The sequence below is a fragment of the Granulicella arctica genome (assembly GCF_025685605.1).
In the GTDB taxonomy this organism is placed as follows: Bacteria; Acidobacteriota; Terriglobia; order Terriglobales; family Acidobacteriaceae; genus Edaphobacter; species Edaphobacter arcticus.
In genome coordinates, this window is record NZ_JAGTUT010000003.1 from 163,314 (window position 1) to 181,166 (window position 17,853).

At 54.5% G+C, this 17,853-nt stretch carries 20 protein-coding genes; 12 read left to right on the forward strand and 8 right to left on the reverse strand.

Annotated elements, in window-relative coordinates; genetic code table 11:
• Positions 1-330: 330 nt before the first annotated feature.
• From OHL20_RS23045 to OHL20_RS25045, 4 genes are all read left to right on the forward strand, one after another.
• Complete coding sequence (locus tag OHL20_RS23045; protein WP_263385657.1) at positions 331-1,224, forward strand: ferritin-like domain-containing protein; 894 nt, start codon at positions 331-333, stop codon at positions 1,222-1,224.
• Between the two features lie 89 nt (positions 1,225-1,313).
• Positions 1,314-2,249, forward strand: coding sequence for a ferritin-like domain-containing protein (locus OHL20_RS23050; RefSeq protein ID WP_263385658.1), 936 nt, complete (start codon positions 1,314-1,316; stop codon positions 2,247-2,249).
• A 503-nt stretch (positions 2,250-2,752) separates the two neighbouring features.
• Positions 2,753-3,460, forward strand: coding sequence for an FAD-dependent monooxygenase (locus OHL20_RS23055; protein WP_263385659.1), 708 nt, complete (start codon positions 2,753-2,755; stop codon positions 3,458-3,460).
• Positions 3,461-3,482: 22 nt separating this feature from the next.
• Positions 3,483-4,253 carry an FAD-dependent monooxygenase gene (locus OHL20_RS25045; protein WP_317891003.1) on the forward strand — a complete coding sequence of 257 codons (771 nt, stop codon included), beginning with the start codon at positions 3,483-3,485 and terminating at the stop codon, positions 4,251-4,253.
• A gap of 96 nt (positions 4,254-4,349) precedes the next feature.
• Here the strand turns inward: OHL20_RS25045 and OHL20_RS23065 are convergent, their stop codons facing one another.
• Together OHL20_RS23065 and OHL20_RS23070 are read right to left on the reverse strand one after the other, a co-directional pair.
• Positions 4,350-5,090 (reverse strand): sensor histidine kinase, encoded by a 741-nt coding sequence (locus tag OHL20_RS23065; RefSeq protein ID WP_263385660.1) that lies wholly within the window; start codon positions 5,088-5,090, stop codon positions 4,350-4,352.
• A gap of 191 nt (positions 5,091-5,281) precedes the next feature.
• Positions 5,282-5,650, reverse strand: coding sequence for a hypothetical protein (locus tag OHL20_RS23070; RefSeq protein WP_263385661.1), 369 nt, complete (start codon positions 5,648-5,650; stop codon positions 5,282-5,284).
• Between the two features lie 288 nt (positions 5,651-5,938).
• Here OHL20_RS23070 and OHL20_RS23075 point away from each other — a divergent pair, with 288 nt between their 5' ends.
• The 8 genes from OHL20_RS23075 to OHL20_RS23110 all read left to right on the forward strand — a co-directional run bounded on the left by OHL20_RS23075 (position 5,939) and on the right by OHL20_RS23110 (position 13,199).
• Positions 5,939-6,559 (forward strand): Crp/Fnr family transcriptional regulator, encoded by a 621-nt coding sequence (locus tag OHL20_RS23075; protein WP_263385662.1) that lies wholly within the window; start codon positions 5,939-5,941, stop codon positions 6,557-6,559.
• Between the two features lie 138 nt (positions 6,560-6,697).
• Positions 6,698-7,135: a DUF1003 domain-containing protein gene (locus tag OHL20_RS23080; protein ID WP_263385663.1), complete on the forward strand. Its 438-nt coding sequence runs from the start codon at positions 6,698-6,700 to the stop codon at positions 7,133-7,135.
• 176 nt (positions 7,136-7,311) lie between these two features.
• Positions 7,312-8,235, forward strand: a complete 924-nt coding sequence (locus tag OHL20_RS23085; protein WP_263385664.1) for a manganese catalase family protein — start codon at positions 7,312-7,314, stop codon at positions 8,233-8,235.
• A gap of 132 nt (positions 8,236-8,367) precedes the next feature.
• Complete coding sequence (treZ, locus tag OHL20_RS23090; RefSeq protein ID WP_263385665.1) at positions 8,368-10,152, forward strand: malto-oligosyltrehalose trehalohydrolase; 1,785 nt, start codon at positions 8,368-8,370, stop codon at positions 10,150-10,152.
• Between the two features lie 148 nt (positions 10,153-10,300).
• Positions 10,301-10,744, forward strand: a complete 444-nt coding sequence (locus tag OHL20_RS23095; protein ID WP_263385666.1) for a DUF421 domain-containing protein — start codon at positions 10,301-10,303, stop codon at positions 10,742-10,744.
• Positions 10,745-10,779: 35 nt separating this feature from the next.
• Positions 10,780-11,274, forward strand: a complete 495-nt coding sequence (locus tag OHL20_RS23100; RefSeq protein WP_263385667.1) for a hypothetical protein — start codon at positions 10,780-10,782, stop codon at positions 11,272-11,274.
• Between the two features lie 36 nt (positions 11,275-11,310).
• Positions 11,311-11,763 carry a DUF421 domain-containing protein gene (locus tag OHL20_RS23105; RefSeq protein ID WP_263385668.1) on the forward strand — a complete coding sequence of 151 codons (453 nt, stop codon included), beginning with the start codon at positions 11,311-11,313 and terminating at the stop codon, positions 11,761-11,763.
• Complete coding sequence (locus OHL20_RS23110) at positions 11,760-13,199, forward strand: MFS transporter (protein ID WP_263385669.1); 1,440 nt, start codon at positions 11,760-11,762, stop codon at positions 13,197-13,199. Before OHL20_RS23105 ends, OHL20_RS23110 begins: the two co-directional genes overlap by 4 nt.
• Positions 13,200-13,282: 83 nt before the next feature.
• On the opposite strand, the gene OHL20_RS23115 is transcribed toward OHL20_RS23110, so the two are convergent.
• The 6 genes from OHL20_RS23115 to OHL20_RS23135 form a co-directional block, all read right to left on the reverse strand.
• On the reverse strand, positions 13,283-13,945 hold the full coding sequence (locus tag OHL20_RS23115) for an HAD family hydrolase (protein ID WP_263385670.1): 663 nt from the start codon (positions 13,943-13,945) through the stop codon (positions 13,283-13,285).
• 110 nt (positions 13,946-14,055) lie between these two features.
• Positions 14,056-14,730, reverse strand: coding sequence for a DUF4142 domain-containing protein (locus tag OHL20_RS23120; protein ID WP_263385671.1), 675 nt, complete (start codon positions 14,728-14,730; stop codon positions 14,056-14,058).
• 76 nt (positions 14,731-14,806) lie between these two features.
• The gene (locus OHL20_RS23125) at positions 14,807-15,388 is read right to left on the reverse strand and encodes an EAL domain-containing protein (protein ID WP_263385672.1); all 582 of its coding nucleotides are present in this window, start codon (positions 15,386-15,388) and stop codon (positions 14,807-14,809) included.
• Positions 15,312-15,599: an EAL domain-containing protein gene (locus tag OHL20_RS25355; protein WP_396272816.1), complete on the reverse strand. Its 288-nt coding sequence runs from the start codon at positions 15,597-15,599 to the stop codon at positions 15,312-15,314. The genes OHL20_RS23125 and OHL20_RS25355 overlap by 77 nt, the downstream gene beginning before the upstream one ends.
• Entirely contained in the window at positions 15,581-16,555 is a 975-nt protein-coding gene (locus tag OHL20_RS23130) for a sensor domain-containing protein (protein ID WP_263385673.1), read from the reverse strand. Before OHL20_RS23130 ends, OHL20_RS25355 begins: the two co-directional genes overlap by 19 nt.
• Before the next feature lie 326 nt (positions 16,556-16,881).
• Complete coding sequence (locus OHL20_RS23135; protein WP_263385674.1) at positions 16,882-17,820, reverse strand: SDR family NAD(P)-dependent oxidoreductase; 939 nt, start codon at positions 17,818-17,820, stop codon at positions 16,882-16,884.
• Positions 17,821-17,853 lie beyond the last annotated feature (33 nt).

The following is a 17,853-nucleotide window of genomic DNA, read 5'->3' on the forward strand; positions in this document are numbered from 1 at the left end:
GCGGTAATGACGAGCTTCACACTCCGGCCGTGGCAGATAAAAGAACTGATTGAAGCAAACTTTTGCGGTGGAGTAAGGAAGCACTCCGATGGCACGGTTGGCTTGCGCCTAAGAACCTAGTGTCTATCAATTGAATCTTCAATTGAATCTTCAATTGTTGACTGCATGAATCACCTGAGATAGGCGGGCAACTTCATCTCAGGTGAAGCGCTCGTATCGGCAGCGAACCCAATTTTATAGCTTGTTCGCAAGTACGTACCAGCCTAATCATTGAATAGAAAGCGCCCACTTCTGGCGCATCCTTCGCTAACCGTAATCGTGGAGCTTCTTGTGTCTAAATATAAGTTCAAATCTCTCCTCTGCCCGACAGAATCCGTGACAGAAGAGCAACTGGCGACCGATCGCAACTTGCTCGCTTTCGATCATTCGATCGCCCATCTTAATCGGCGCAGTTTTCTCTCTGTCCTCGCCGCTGCAACGGCGATGACGGCACTCTCCGGCGGAAAACTCGCGTACGCGCAAACAACGACACCGGGAATCACAGACGTGCTGAACTTTGCCTTAAATCTGGAGTATCTTGAAGCAAATTTCTACTTGTATGCGTCGTCAGGAACCGGCCTCTCGGCGACCGATATGGGGACTGGCGGTGTTGCGGTGACTGGTGCTCCTGCCAAGCTGACGTTGGATGCACCGACGATGGCTGTTGCACAGGCCCTCGCGCAAGACGAGAAGAATCATGTCGAACTTCTTCGTAGCGCCATCACGACCCTGGGCGGAACTCCTATTGCGCAGCCGGCCATCAACCTGGCGGCGATGGGGGCGATCACGACCCAGGCACAGTTTCTGGCCGCAGCGAGACAGTTCACAGCCCTCGGCGGATCTGCGTACATCGGCTCTGCTCAGTTGCTCGTGAGCAATACTTCTGTTTTGACCACAGCTTCACAGATTCTCGGTGCCGAAGGTCAGCATGCGGGCGCGTTGAACTATCTGTGTGCCATTCAAGGCGTGATAAGTGCTGCAATCGACGCGCAGGATGTGCCACCATCGCAGACCAACTACTTCACGGTTGATTCCGTGAACGCACTCTCACCGTCGCGAAACACGTCTCAGGTGTTGGGTGTCGTCTATGCCGTCTCAAAACCGACAACGACCAATCCGACGACCGGCGTGACGATGGGCGGCTTTTTTCCCAATGGTGTCAATGGAACGGTGAAATCCACCTAGTCGACCTTAGCGATGCCCCACTTGGTATACATCAGCACCCACTTTCCTTTCGATCCACCACACGATCTATTGCCCTGGAGGCAACTTACATGTCTCAGCTACTGAATGAACTGGATCAACTTACAGAAACCCAAGAACACGTCACTGCCTCCAAGGCGGAACGCCTCGTCGAGGGACGCGCTGTCTCGCTGATGAGCCGTCGCAACTTCTTCAACTCGATCAGCGCGGTTGGGTCACTCGCAGCCGGGGGCGTCTTGATTGGCTGCAGCGACAGTCCTAGCCCAGTAACGACGACTCCTCCCACAACAACGCCCACACCGACAACCACCCCAACGCCGACGGCAGCTCCTCCATCTGTCTTCGACGTCTTAAATTTTGCCTTGAACCTTGAGTACCTTGAGGCCAGTTTCTATCTCTACGTGACGACTGGTAGCGGCTTATCGACAGCGGACATGGGCTCGAACCCCGGAACCGTGACAGGCGGTGCGAAGGTAACCTTCACCAACTCCATGGTTTCGAGCGCTGCGGCGCAAATTGCCACACACGAGCGCGAGCATGTCGAGTTCCTACGGGCGACGATCCTGGCAGCTGGCGGAACACCGGTGAGCATACCGAATCTGAATCTTACCGCCATGGGCGCTGTCACATCGGACGCTACGTTCCTTGCACTCGCACGTCAGTTCGAGGGTGTGGGCATTAGCGCTTACGCGGGCGGTGCGCAGTACCTCACTTCAAACACGGCCGCTCTGACCTATGCTGCACAGATCCTGCATACAGAGTCACAGCATGAAAGCTTCCTGCGGCAACTCTGCATCAGCCTTGGAGTAACCTCGCCTGCGGCTGATTCACAGGACATCCCACCCACAGCGACTGCCGTCTTCAACACAAGCGCCACAACCGGACTTTATCCAGTCAGGACAACGTCACAGGTGCTTCAAATTGTGTACGGGGCCGCGGGCAAGACAGGCGTCACCGCAGGCGGGTTTTTCCCGAATGGGATGAACGGAAACATTAAGTCAACCTAACAATTATTGCAGCCGAACCGAAAAGAGCCGACCTAATCATGGTCGGCTTTTTGTTGCTGACTTACTAGAATTGAGATTGAGATCGACGCGGTTGGGAGCTACTGAAGCATTGAGGGATATGAGAACTTGAACCACCGCTACCGGAGCCTCCTATGGGCGACTCCGGTCCCATGAGTTCCTCAATAGACCAGAGTCTTGGAGCCCCAGACCTGAACCGCCGGATGGCGGTGAACACCCTACAGGGACTGGTTCACCCTTATCCATTTAGAACTTAGCGAAGTAATTCGACGAGATAAATCCAGTTAAGATTGGGTGAGTGCCTGGGCGATTTGGCGTCAACTGAGAGAGCGTTTGAATGCGAAATCCTACTGGGTGACGGCGAAATCCAGGATCTGCTGTTGATCGTTCCACCGCCTGCTACTTCGTGGCCCGGTATTGCTCCCCACTCTTTCCTCGCTCCACAATAAGAATGCAAGGACACTCTGATTCTCGAGGTCTAACGGATGAATAAGGAACCGACTACTGAAACTACTTTGGCAGTGCTAATCGTTGGAGCCGGTCCGACTGGACTAACATTGGCTTGCGAACTCGCCCGGAGAGGTGTTTCCTTACGCTTGATCGAGGCCGTCCCCGGCCCGCAGCCCGGCTCCCGCGGCAAAAATATTCAGCCGCGCACTCTGGAAGTTTTCGACGATCTCGGCATCGTCGATCGCGTCATGGCCAACGGCCGGATGGCCATGCCGATGCGTTCAACAGCTCCGGATGGCACGATGAAGGAGATCGTCACCGAGACGTTGGGCGACCGGCCCGATGTGCCTTATTCCGCAACTCTCATCACGCCCGAATGGCGCGTGGAAGAATCGTTACGGCTACGACTGACGGAGCTTGGCGGCACAGTCGAGTTTGGCACCACCTTCGGCAGTTTCAATCAGTCGGATGAAAGCGTGACCGCGTCGGTCGTGAAGGACGGCGCCATCGAGATAACCCACGCCCGCTGGCTAGTCGGCTGCGATGGCGGCCACAGCATTGTTCGCAAGCAGACCGGGATCTCTTTCGAAGGCGAGACCCGCGACGAGATCCGCATGATCGTCGGGGATGTCGAGGTCGACGGTCTTGACCGCGACGCTTGGCACTTGCTTTCGCATAACGAAGGAGTGTTCGCGCTTTGCCCACTGCCCTCGACCAACGTTTTCCAATTCCAAGCCGGATGATCCTGAACTTAGCCTCGCAAATATGCAAACAATCTTGGAGCGGCTAAGCGGACGAAAGGACATTCGCCTCCACGAACCGGTTTGGTCGGCGCTGTGGCGTGCAAATATCCGCATGGTTGACCGCTATCGTGAGGGCCGGGTGTTTCTTGCTGGGGAGGCGGCGCACATCCACTCTCCCGCCGGCGGACAGGGAATGAATACCGGCATCCAGGACGCTCACAATCTTGGCTGGAAACTTGCTGCGGTTACGGAGGGAGCCCCAGAACCGCTTCTCGACACTTATGAGGCCGAGCGTCGACCGGTCGCAGTTGGCGTGCTGGCACTTTCGAACGCCCGCCTCAAAGAAGCGACCGAACAAATGAGCATGGTCACCCGACGTGACCCGAGCACGATGCAGCTCGGCATTGGCTATCGCGACTCAGTCCTGGCTTGCGACGACCGTGACGATACTGCCTCGCTCCGCGCTGGTGATCGCGCGCCAGATGCGCCCGGGCTGACAACGTTCGAAGGCGAACGCCGACTGTTCGACCTGACTCGCGGCGGACGCTTCACGTTAGTGAACTTCGGAGCTACGGTTACGGTAGAAGCACTCCCGTCTAATCTCAAAATTCTGAACGTAAGACAACAACTGGAAGCACCCGAAGATCTTCGCGACTCCCAGGGCGATCTTTCCCGTGCCTATGGTGCGACGACCCGATCCCTCGTGCTTATCCGTCCCGACGGCTATATCGCGTTGATATCCGATACCGGTGATGTCTCGGACGTTTCAAATTATCTGAGCATGATGGCTTGACCACCTCCGCTTCTAGGAAGTAATTCGTTTAGGCGTACTCAGTTGTTGTCGAGAACAGGTCGATGCACTTATTGGCCTGCGGTCCCAGCCCGACCATCACCCCGGTCGGTCCGCGCAGGGCAGAGAGACGCGAAAGACTGTCCCGGCCTTGAACTCTCTGCACCGACTGTGCATCCGGATCTGACCCCGATGTCTCTCGATGATCTTCCTCGATAGCGAGAGTCCGAGACCAGTTCCTCGCGAGCCCTTGGTGGAGAAGAACGGCTCGAATACCAGGGCTAGATTGTCTGCCGCGATACCGGTTCCATTGTCCGCAATGACGATCTCAACATGCTTCTTCCGTTTGCGGATGATGATGTGGAGATGACCTTCGCTGCCTGATGCATCAACGGCGTTTCCGATCAAATTTGAAAGCACTTGGAGAATCTGTCCCGGATAGACGTTGACCTCGTACTGTCCGGATCCGTCTGTCACAACCTGTATCTTTTTACGATCGATGGCACGCTGATGGATTCGGACTGCAGCTTCCAGAATTGGAAGAACCTGCACGATCTGCGGGGCACTCGATTCTCGTGCGAATCCCAATGTCTGGCTTGCGATCTGACCCATCATTCGCACTTGCTCGTCCGCTTGATGAAGATAAACCCGGACAGCCTCCGAATCGGGCTCAGCCAGGGCCAGGTAGGTAAGGTGCCCCAGGGTCTCGAGCGGGTTCTTCACCTCGTGCATCGGTTCCAAGGCAAGCTGGCCTGCTGTACCGCGCTCTTCCGATAGCCGTAGGGCCTCTTCGGTAATGGCCAGCTTTTGTTGTAACTCTTCGATAGAAGCCGGAGCCATGGGGGTAAGATGCTTCACTCTGACGGTACGTTGGGTCCCGTCGATTTGGACGGCTTTATAGGGAACTTATCTATTAACAGAAGCTTTGGGTATGTCACACATCAGACAGAGCAACTGAGAACGCTGACTTATCCATTCACCATCCTTCACTTTCGACCTAGGCGCCTCGACAAACACGTTTGATCTCTCGCTTATACAGTGAGGCTGACGGAGGCTGCGGCTGCCTGTCGAACCTGGGCGATCAACGTAAGCGGTCCATCGAAAGCACTGACAAATCGGGCGTCGGGCTCCGCAAGAAATTCCGGCGCGAAAGCCGTCATGACAACAGTCTGCAGCCGAGGATTAGCATTGCGACCGATCCTGATTGCTGCCTGTTGTTCTGCGGGCCTGATCGTGTGACAGAGGACGAGGACCTTAATCTTTTCAGCATGAAGCTGATACAAATCTTCCATCTCAGAGATTGCCGATACGTGAAAGCCCGCTCGGCTAAGCACCTGGCTTCGAGTGCCCAGCAATAACGGATCAAGTCCATAGATCAAAACACGCGCCACATTAGGCATCTATTTTGTACCTTTCTTTAGGCCCAGAAAGAGCCTAGCGATTGGCAGACGGAAAGCTGCGTCTCATAGCCGACATCAAATCCAACAAATAAAAGGTAATGTTGGTAGGACAGTGAACAACCTGTCTTGTTTACTCAGCCGTGACCAGTTGCCGGTCTTTTCGGCTCCCTTTGCGCTCTGAAGCAAAGGAACCTCTTGTCGTCTCGCACTCAAAACCTTCTTCTCGCATCGCTCAGCGATTCCAACCGAGACTTACTCCTGAGCCAATGCGTCGAAGTGGATCTCCCGTTGCGGACATCCCTTGCCAAGGCGGAGCAGATACCCGAGTACGCCTATTTCATGACCTCTGGGTTTGCGTCCGTGGTTGCCTCCAACCCCGATGGGGACACCGCGGAGGTAGGACTCATCGGTAGGGAAGGTCTGGTTGGCGGATTTCATCTGCTCGGACCGGCGAAATCCCCCACAGAAGTCTTTATCCAACTTGATGGAACAGGGCTACGTATCGGGATGGCGCAGCTACGTCAGGCTTTCCGTTCGTCACCCGAGATCCAGGCGAGGGTCATGGAATTCGTTCAATCGCAGGGACTAGTTCTGGGACAGATCGCAGGCTGCCATCGCTTTCACGAGGCGGAAGAGCGGCTCGCGCGATGGCTCCTCATGGCTCAGGATCGAACTGATTCGGATGTGCTGTACCTGACACAAGAGTTTCTGGGGATGATGTTAGGAGCCCGTCGAACGACCGTCACCATGATCGCCGGTGCCATGCAGCGGAGCGGCCTTATTGAATACAACAGAGGAACTGTGAAGATACCGAATCGGGCCAACCTGATTGCCGCCGCACGCGACTGCTATCCCGTCGTCAAGGGACTGTTCGATGGACTCTATCAGAAGGAAGTTGATAGCTGGTAAGGGCGCGGCTATAGACGCGTCACTGGCGAGCGCATCTGATCGCAAATGGTAGCCAACAAGAGTCCCGTTTCCCAATCAGTGAACGCTAATATCCGATCTATAGCTGAGATGGAGTCCACTTTAGAGGAACGGCGCACCTTGGTCGATCGCATAGCCGATCTGATCGGCGGCTTTTCCGGGAGTATGACCTTCGTCTTCCTTCACATGTGCTGGTTCTTAGCCTGGTTCTTAATTAACACGGGCGTAATTCCTGCGGTAAAGCAGTTCGATCCCTATCCGTTTATTCTGCTGGCGATGATCGTCTCTGTGGAAGGGGTGCTTCTCAGTACGTTTGTTCTTATGAAGCAGAACCGTATGCAAAAACGCATCGATCTGCGAGATCAGCTCGATCTCCAGATCAACCTGCTTTCGGAAAAAGAGATCACTAAGGCCCTCCAACTTCTGCTGGCGATCGCGAACAAGCTAGAGGTCATACCTAGTCCTGAAGACGATCAAGAGCTTCAAGAGATGTCCTCTACGACCTCGGTCGATCTACTGGCAGAGAGAGTACAGACTGACTTGCCCGTCAAGAACTAAGCCCACTTCTCAAAGCCTTTGCGATGTCGACCGTTCTCAACCTCGCAATCATCCTGTGAATGCGGAATTGGCAGCAAGGCAACGCGGCCAAGCTTTCTAAGCTCTCACGAGGCCTGGGCGGACTCCGCCTATCAACATGTCCGTGGTGCGACTATACCCAATCCTCTGGAGATCCTATGTACTATACCGATAAGAAATTGCAATTTCCCGTCACAGTTGAGAAGCCCAACCCGGTCTTCGCCCGTATGCTTCAACAAGCTATTGGAGGTGTCGAGGGTGAAATTCGCGTCTGCCTGCAATATTTCTTTCAAGCCTGGGGCTCTCGCGGTCCGGCAAAGTACCGTGACATGCTCTTGAATACTGCAACAGAAGAAATCTCACATATCGAGATGCTTGCCACGGCTGTCGCCCTCAACCTCGAGAAGGCACCTGTGTCCTTTCAGGAAGAGATGGCAGCCGATCCTATTGCCGGTGCCGTTATGAATGGAATGGATATGCGCCATATCCTTTCAACTGGTCTCGCTGCTATGCCCTCGGATGCTAACGGGGTTCCGTTCAACATGTCTCACATTTACGCAAGCGGGAACATCGCGGGAGATATGTACTGCAACGTGGCAGCCGAGGCCACGGGCCGTGTACTCGCCGTCCGTCTCTATAACGCGACAGACGACCCGGGTATGAAAAAGATGCTCGCGTTCAACATCGCACGGGACACGATGCATCAGCAGCAGTGGCTTGCCGTCCTCGAAGAACTTGGCCCCTCTCACCTCCCAGTACCCAACTCATTCCCGCAGTCCCAAGAGAATCAGGATTACAGCTACAAATTTTTCATCACGACGACTGACAAGCAGGTCGGCAACCAGGAAGGACAGGCCTGGACATCAGGCACTGCACCGGACGGGCACGGCCAGTTCGAACCGTTCATCGCGGGCCCCCTTGAAGGCGCGGGCGAACCGAAACTCGGGTTTGGGCGACCGGATACCTTCGGGCAAAAGGAGCAAGCGATGGGTTCGCCCGTGGGCTTGTACGAGAAGGGCAAAGATCTTCTGTCACGTGCCACTCATCCCAACCTCATGAGCGACAAGGACGAAATCGCCTAATTCGGCTTCTCGGATTGGAAGGCCCGCATTAGCGGGCCTTCGCTCTTGCAACAACACCAAAGCTCGCTTGTGCTAGTTCCGTCCGTATGGGCGCGCGTTGAATGACCAATTAACCCCGCCAGGAGATTGAGAATGCATAGATTTGGAGTGTGGGCTCCCAAGGCAGAGAAGGTTTCACTGAACTGGCGTAACCAAACATTGCCCATGAACAGCCCGAACAGCCGGGGATGGTGGATCTTAGATGTGGCCGAGGCAGGTTGTGGAGACAGGTACGCATTTCTGTTGGACGATGATCCCACCTGTTACCCCGACCCGCGCGGCCTGCGTCAACCGGAGGGAGTTCACGGACCGTCTGAACTCTATGACCACAGCCATTTCAAATGGCACGACCAGCTTTGGCGAGGATCCCCGAAGATAGGTTCCGTAATCTACGAGCTTCACATCGGCACTTATAGCACTGCAGGCACCTTCGATGGAGCAATTGAACACCTGCAGCACCTTGTTGATCTAGGCATCACGCATGTAGAAGTCATGCCGGTTGCGGCATGGGCAGGCAAGCAGGGGTGGGGCTACGACAGCGTCGGCCTGTTTGCCACGCATGAGCCCTATGGTGGGCCGGACGGGTTCAAGCGTTTTGTCGATGCCTGTCATGCCAAAGGGATAAGCGTGATCTTGGACGTGGTTTATAACCACTTCGGCCCTTCGGGCAACTACGCGATCAAGTTCGGGCCGTACCTCAATACAAACCGTAAGACTCCATGGGGCGATGCCGTCAATCTCGATGAAGAAGGCAGCGATGAGGTGCGCCGCTTCTTTGTGGACAATGCCTTGATGTGGCTCAAGGATTATCACTGCGACGGGCTGAGATTCGATGCGGTACATGCTTTTCTTGATCTGTCAGCGGTTCACTTCATGGAGCAGCTCTCGATCGAAGTAGAGCGACTCAGTGCAACTCTGGCTCGGGATTTCCACCTTATCGCTGAGAGTGACCTTAACGATCCCCGCGTGGTTCGCTCTCGCGAAGCAAATGGCTACGGTATGGACTCACAGTGGAACGACGACTTCCACCACTCGCTCTTCGCTCTGCTCTACAGCCCCAAAGAGGGAGAGGGCGGGTACTACGACGATTTTGGGTCGATTAGGGATCTCCACAAGTCTCTGAAGCATGCCTACGTCTTCGATGGACAGTATTCGGGTTACCGCAAGCGCCGGCATGGACGCCCTGCCGATGGGCTCTCCGCTCACCACTTCATCCACTTCGATCAAAACCATGATCAGGTAGGGAATCGGGCAAAGGGAGAGCGACTGGAACACCTGATTGGTCTCGATGCCGCCAAAGTAGCTCTTGGTCTCCTCCTCACAGCGCCCTTTATCCCGATGTTGTTCATGGGTGAAGAATGGTCCACATCTGCCCCCTTTCTATATTTCGCAAACCATGAGGACGAAGAACTACGCAGGCAGGTCGCTGAAGGGAGACAGCGCGAATTTGCAGCTTTTGGATTCGATGGGGACATTCCGAATCCCGAGGAGGATGAAACCTACGAGAAGTCCAAGTTGAAATGGGAAGAGCAGAGTGAAGGGAAGCACCAGGAGATGCTTACCTGGGTAAAGTCGTTGATCAAACTGCGTCGCAGCCGCGTTTGCTTCAATGATGGGGACATGCATCATCTTGAGGTCTCAAGCAATGAGGAGAACCAAACTCTTGTCATGCAGCGAGACGAGGCACGGGTGCTGATCAACTTTGGCGCCAAACCGCAGCAGTTTGCTTTGCTGGAGGGTGAGGTTCGGGAACTTGCCTCGCGCGAGAGCATTGAGGAACGTGACAACCAGCTGATCCTGCCGCCAATGACGTTAGCTGTCTTGTTGTCCAGTTCTGAAGAAGTAGAAAACCGCCAAGTAGCTCAACGACCTAAATGACAAAGTCAAACGGGCGTTCTTCGTGGAGAAGAACGCCCACTTACTGGATGGGAGGAATCCATCACTGTAGGGCACAGCATGACAAACTTTACAGGCTTATGGCCCTCTCATAGAACGGCGAATCAACGATCGTACGCCGGAGGTCATCTTGGAAGCATCCGTTCGCGCGATTCTGTCTTATATTTTTCTGGTTCTCGTCGTCCGGATCGTGGGGCGTCGGCCCGGCAAGCAGATCACCCCATTTGAATTTGTCCTCGTCTTCTTCATGGGAGGTCTGGCACTCACCGCGATGGTGGGCGACGACGCTTCTCTCACGAACGCGTTCATCCAGATCCTAACTGTGGCTCTTGCCCATTTTCTTATCGCGATTGCGCGAACAAAGTCGAGTCGGCTCGCCCGACTGCTGGATGGCACTCCACTGATTCTTCTTGAGAATGGGATGTGGCGTTCCAACACTCTCAGCAAGATGCGCATTCAGGACGATGACGTGATGGCTCAAGCCCGGGATCAAGGGGTCTCCACGCTGGACAAGATTGAAATCGCCATTCTGGAACGGAATGGGCAAATCAGCATCATCGAGGGATCAAAGTGAGCGAAGTCGCATTTGAGAAGCCTGTAGAAGATTCCGTGCCGAAAATTAACGCCGAGGTGGCCGTCGGCGAGGACCTTGCATTTCAGCGGAAATGGTGGAAGTTCGAGGGGGTGATGTGGTGGGTCATCTCGTTCCTGCTTCTGTTGAACTTCGCCGGGGTGCTGGGGCGGGGTCCGGCCGCTCACGCCACGCTGAGTAATGAAGCCATGTTGGTCAAGTACGAACGTGTTGAGCGGACCGGGACGCCCTCAATCTTAGAGGTCCAGTTTCAGCCGAGTACATTCGGAAAAGGGCAGGTCAGACTTCATGTCAGTCAGAGTGTCGTGGATGAACTCGGAGCGCAACGGGTGATCCCATCTCCTTCGGACACTTCCGTTGGACGGGGTGGTCTGACTTATACGTTCTCTGCAGATGAAGCCCCCGGCGCCGTTCAGTTTGCCTTGCAGCCCTCGAAACGTGGGATCTTTCACTTCACCTTACAGATTCCAGGAACACCGCCGCTCTCGGCACGTGTTGTCGTTATGCCCTAAGCGAGAACGCCTGACGTACAGTTTCCAAGGAGATGCATGTTCACGATCATCTATGCCATCGCAGGCTATTTCTTTCTGATGCTAACTGTGAGACTCCTCACTCGCAGGCCCGGAGCGCAGATGACGATGTTCGAATTCGTGATCGTATTTCTGGTTGGAGGCGTCGTCATCCTCGCTACGACGGGCGGTGACCGCTCGATCACGAATTGCGGTATGGCCATCCTCACAGTGGGTCTGCTGCATAACATCGTAGCTTGGGTAAAAGCTCGTTCCCCGAAGTTTGGCGCGCTCGTGGATGGAACACCGCTCGTGCTCCTGAAGGATGGGGCTTGGGTGGATGAGGTCATGCGGGGCATGAAGATGGCCCCTGAGGACATCATGGCTGCAGCCAGGGCGAAGGGGATCAACTCGATCTTCGACGTCAAATACGCCATCCTGGAACGGAATGGCACCATCAGCATTATTAAGGCTAAGAAGGGTGAAGCATGAGCAACACAGCTCAGGAGCGAGAGATCGAAACGAACATCCCGGAACGTATGGACCGGCTTCCGTGGTCGAGGTGGCACGTTCGCATCATTACTGCTCTTGGCACCTCTTGGCTGCTGGACGGATTGGAAGTCACTCTCGTAGGTTCTCTCTCCGGAGTCCTGGAGAGTAAACATGGACTTTCCCTGACTGATCCTCAAGTGACCGCGGCAGCGACGATCTACCTGGCTGGAGCTGTGTGTGGTGCGCTTTTCTTCGGCCACCTTACGGATCGTCTCGGACGAAAGAAGTTGTTCTTAGTCACTTTAGCCACATATTCGGTGGCAACGATCTGCACTGCACTTTGGATGAACTTCCTCTTCTTTGTTGTCTGCCGCTTCTTTACAGGCCTCGGCATCGGAGGCGAATATGCAGCGATCAACTCCGCAGTTGACGAGCTAATTCCAGGCAAGGTGCGTGGAACTGTCGACCTCTTTGTCAACGCTACCTTCTGGATCGGCGCAACGGTCGGTTCGATCGCGGCCTTCCTCCTGTTGGGCGGACACGGCCTGCCGCTCGATACGAGTTGGCGCTATGCCTTTGGCATCGGCGGCGCGCTCGGTCTGGGCGTTCTACTGCTTCGCTTGAAAGTCCCTGAGAGCCCTCGCTGGCTGATGCTGCGCGGGAAGGAAAAAGATGCAGATCGGGTAGTCGACTCCATTGAGGATGAGGTCAAGAAAAGCGGGAAGGAAATCGTTGTCCCGTCTGCCGACAAGTTGAAGCTCACCACGAGAGACCACACTCCTCTCAAAGAGATCTTCTCAAATATGCTGGGGGAGAACAGAGCCCGGTCCTTCCTCGGATTGGCTCTGATGGTGGGTCAGTCATTTTTCTTCAATGCGGTCTTCTTCACCTACGCACTGATCGGGAAAAAGTTCTATCACCTTGGCAATGACAAGCTGCCACTGCAACTTCTTCCATTTGCAGTGGCCAGCTTCCTCGGCCCACTGCTCCTCGGAAGGCTTTTCGACACAGTTGGTCGAAAACCGATGATCACGGCGACGTACGGGATCGCTGGACTTATGTTAGCTGGTGTGTGCTACCCGTTTGCGCACGGCATGATCGGCCTGAAGGGGCTTGGTATCTGCTTTACGATCATCTTCTTTGTTGCATCCTCTGCGGCAAGCGCTGCCTACCTGACTGTCAGCGAGATCTTTCCGCTCGAAATGAGGGCCTTTGCCATTGCTGTCTTCTATGCGGTTGGCACGCTGATCGGGGGAGTGGGTGCGCCTCTCCTCTTCGGGGAGCTCATTGCAACGGAATCGAAGACTCATGTTGCGGAAGGATGGGCTTTGGGAGCGGCCTTAATGCTCTTCGCGGCAGCGATGGAGGGTTGGATCGGAGTAGAAGCCGCTGGGCAGTCTTTGGAGTCCGTTTCGAAACCACTTCAAAGCCGCTGATCGAAGAAACTACCGAAATACCATGGCAGGGAATTGATTGTGCTTTTCGACTGGAGTGGACAAGAGTATCGAATGCGTGAGTTTTATCGCACAAAGGCGCTGCTTTCAAAGTTTGTTAGAAGGTCGGCGACATCCTTGTAGACTTCGATGCAGCCGGCCTGGAGTAGTTCCTTTTCACTCCATCCTCCTGTCATCACGCCCACGGTCCAGATCTCGGCCTTGCCTGCCGCCTCAGCGTCATACGGCGTATCCCCCAGGGCGAGCACTTTCGAGCAAGGAAGCCCCAGCTTCTTCAGTGTGGATTCAAAGATGTCTGGATGAGGCTTCGAACGCTTCGCGTCGTCTGCCGTGCTGCTTTCTTCAATCAAGTCGCCAATGTCTGCAATCTTCTCGTAGGCCTTCAGTTGTTCCCGGTCGGCAGACGATGCGATGGACACCCGAATACCAGCTTCTTTCATTTTGATCAGGAGATCGCGCACATGGGGGAAAGGCTTGACTTGATGTAGGTAGTCGGTCCTGAAGATGTATTGCCGGTATGCCATCAGTGGCTCCTCGATAATCTTCCGTTTCCACCAGGGCACATATACCGGGATGAGTTCGTCGCCACCTTTGCCAATCTGTCGACGTGCGTCTTCCAGATCCACCGTAATCCCAGCTACCGCAAAGGCATCTTTCCAAGCTGCCGCATGGAGCCAGTTGCTTTCTACAAGAGTTCCATCGATATCACAAAGCACTGCTTCAATCATTGAGTTTCATCTTTCCCGTCGTGCGACATACCAATAAGGAAGGGGAAGACCATCGGCCTTCCCCTTGTGAGAGCACAGCTTGTCATTGCTCTGATTTCTGGATTCTTGTTTTACTGCCCTGGCATCGTTGTGACTGGAATGCTCATCTTCTGAGCCATCTGATCCGCCATATCGGTATGCTGCTTCACAACCTGCTCGCCCTGCTGAACAGCTGCTTTCAGATCCTGATTACTGGTCGTGCTTTCCTCATTCTGGAAAAGGCCGAGCGTCTTGTGATGATCCTGATCCATCGCCTTGATATATTCCATGTCGAACTGCTTTCCAGACAACGCTGCGAGGCGCTTGGCTTCGGCCCTGTGCGTCTCGTTGACTGGTTGAGGCGTCGTGACATTCATCTTCGAAGCGAAGGGTGCCATGTCGGACCGCAGCTTGGTGTGATCATCGATCATCTGCTGAGCGTAGGTCTTTACTTCAGGATTCTTAGATTTCTTAAGCGCCATCTGACTGGCCGCGATCTCTGCGGAATTGCCCTCGTCCGCCAACATAACGAAATTCTTGTCGGCAGCCATGGAGCTGCTGGGATCCTGGGCAATGATCGCAGACGTATAAAGCAGAGCTGATCCGACACATAGTGTTAAAATGAATATCGATAATTTCATAGAAACCTCGGTTGCAGAGTTGAACATGCTGGAGGTATGAGATATCTGGATCGCCATTCGTTGTACTGCCAAATTCAGCGTTGTCGTGGCATTGAAATTGATCAGGTTGCCGGTGCGTATGCTCACTAACGAACTGGATCTATCCGCCTTGTTGGCTCTGATGATCCTAAGAGGGAGCATGGATTGGATCATCACAAAGTCGTTATGCATGAGCTGCCCGTAATTGAACGACCATCTCGGACAGCGGAACGGGACGGCCATAGAGATAACCCTGCACCAGGTTGCATCCGCATACACGCAACAGGGTTGCCTGTTCTTCTGTCTCCACTCCTTCTGCGGACACCGTGATGCCAATCTCATGTGCTAATTGGATAATCATCTTCACAATACTTGCGCGAGTGGCATTTTCGCTCATGTTTTGCACAAAGGATTGATCGATCTTTAGTGTGTCGATCGGATAGCGTTCCAGATAGCGCAGTGACGAGTAGCCCGTGCCGAAGTCGTCAAAACCGATGCTGACCCCTTTTTGTCGGATCGCGTTGAAGATCGTGCCGATTCGCTCCGCATCTTTCAGAAAGATACTTTCCGTGATCTCTAGTTGTAATTCTCTAGGGTCGATCTGGGTTTGTGTCAGTGCCTCGGCCAAGACGTTCAGGAAGTCAGGCTCGTCCAATTGACGACTCGACACGTTAACACTCAGACATAGACTATCGCCGTGTGCCAATCGAAGAGCTTCTAGATCTGAGCATGCCTGGAGAAGGACCCACCGACCAATACGGTACAATCAATCCCATCTCCTCCGCAAGTTCAACGAATTCGATTGGTTCGAGTAACCCTCGCGTGGGATGATGCCACCTGAGAAGAGCTTCCACCCCATACGTCGTTCGTTCTTTCGACTTTACAAGGGGTTGGTAATACAGTTCGAACTCGTGATGTTCCACGGCAGCCCTTAACTGGATCTTCCGCTGCAACTCTGTTAATGCCTCCTCATGCATCGTCTGTCCATAGACGACCCATTTTCCCCGCCGGCTCTCTTGGCCGCATACATCGCAAGGTCAGCGTCTCTCAGAATGGCTTCTGCGTCCGCACTACTACTTTGAATGGGACAGATCCCGATACTCGGGGCGATCTGGAAAACGGTCGAAGCCAGCAGCAGTTGCGCCTGGGTAGCTTCGAGGATGCGCTCAGCGATCTCTTGAGCCTCCCTCAAATCTTCTAGCCCCTCGAAGAGGAAGGTAAACTCATCGCCGCCCATCTGCGCCAGCGTATCGCTGGCCCGCGCGCAGCTCTTCAGCCGCCGGCCTGTTTCAATGAGAAGTTCGTCTCCGACACGATGCCCAAGCGTGTCATTGATTCCTTTAAAGCCGTCAAGATCGAGATAGACGACGACGGACAAGCCCCTGGCCTCACCTTGCTGCACCCGCACAAAGGCTGCTCTCAGTGCATCCATAAAAAAGGTGCGGTTGTGTAAACCGGTCAAGCTGTCGTGAAACGCGACGTAGCTGAGTCGGTCCTGGATGATCTCGCGTTCCCGGATCTCGACACTAAGAGCATGATTGTGAAGGCTCGTCAGTTCAAGCTGCTTGGCAGCACTCTGTCTCAAGCGCCGCTCAGTCACATCGCGTTGAATCGAGATCCAGTGGGTATGCCAGCCTGTCTCGTCCGTGACGAGGGAGATGCTGAGTTCAACCCAGAAGGTCGAGCCATCCTTCCGGTAATTAAGAACCTCGGCTTCGATCGGTTTCCAGGCTTTGAGAGAGGCCTGAATGAGGCTGATCGTGGACGGACAGCTATCTGGACCCTGCAGAATTCGGGGACTGCGACCGATCACATCGTCAGAGCTGTAGCCCGTCATGCGGCAGAATGCAGGATTGACGTAGATGATCCGGGGGCCAGGATCATCGATCGGCTCAGCCTCAGTAATCAGAACAGCGTCGGTTGCATTGATCACAGCAGACTCAAACAGCCTGAGTTTCTCATGTGTGTTTTTCAACAAAGCGCCTTGAGTGCAAAATCATCACTCTGAAGCACCGTGATTTCAGAGTCACTGAAGAACGTAGCAAATGCGGCCAATCTTAGGGTGTCTCATACCCGACTAAGAACGGATCAGGCTGATGCAACGACGCTTCGTAGGGAACGAGAGTACAGGCTGCCGGTTCGAAGCATTGGAGAACAGGAAAGCGGCGCCAAGCTACCTGTTCTCCAATGATGGCCGCGGTCGCCGGGAGAATCAATTCTTCTAAGGCAGGCGATACCCACGGTGGTTAAAGATGCAACCTAGCGACCTTGAAGGGCCACCAACTGCTCAGAGTCGATCCAAAGCTTCGTGGATGCAGCTGTGTCGTATGACGCTAGGGAGGATCGAGTTTCGCTTAGGAGACCATTCTTCGAGTGGTAATATTTGCCGGAACTGCCGACGTACGCTGCGTCCTGATCCAACACGGCAAGAGCTTCTCCTGAAAGCGGCATTTGACCCATCGTCATACCTAGTTTGCGAAGGGCAAACTTGACGAGGGAAGTGCGGAATATCGCAGGTGCCCCTAACCCCATCCCCATATTAGGAAGAAACCCCGGATCGTAAGCGATAGAGCCGACCGTCGATCCTGCCTTCCGCAATCGTCTATTCAACTCGTAGGCATACATAATGACGCAGAGCTTCGACGTAGCGTATCTACGGCCACCGGAGATCGGCTTGCCGTCCCGTCCTTGCGTGGCGAGTGCCTTTGCATCCGGTTCTGCTGCTTTGCCAACTGACTTGCCATCCATCAAAGCTGGATCGTGCGTTCCGCTTGCCGTCCAGACGATGCGACCGGCCGGGGCTACAGAATCGAGCAACAGATTGACCAGTAGGAAATGCCCAAGACAGTTCGACGCGAACGTTGTCTCATAGCCATCGGCACTATAGCTGGCCGGCCCGTTGGCTTGAATGCCCGCGTTGCAGATAATGCCGTCGATGCTCTCCGTCTTCGCACCGGGCGCTTTGAGCATCTCTAAACATGTCGTGGCTCCGTCACGAACTGAAGCAAGCGAATTGAGGTCCAGCGTCAGGGTCTGAACTCTGACGCCTGTCTCATCTCGTACTTGCTGCGCTCCCTTCTCCACGCGCTCAGGATTGCGGCCTGCGAGGATCAAGTCGCACCCATAGCGCTGAGCTAATGTTCTCGCTCCAACAAGGCCCAGTCCGGCGTGGCCGCCCGTCATCAATACAGTAGGCATAGATCTCTCAGTCAGCCTATCTGATGCGTGATC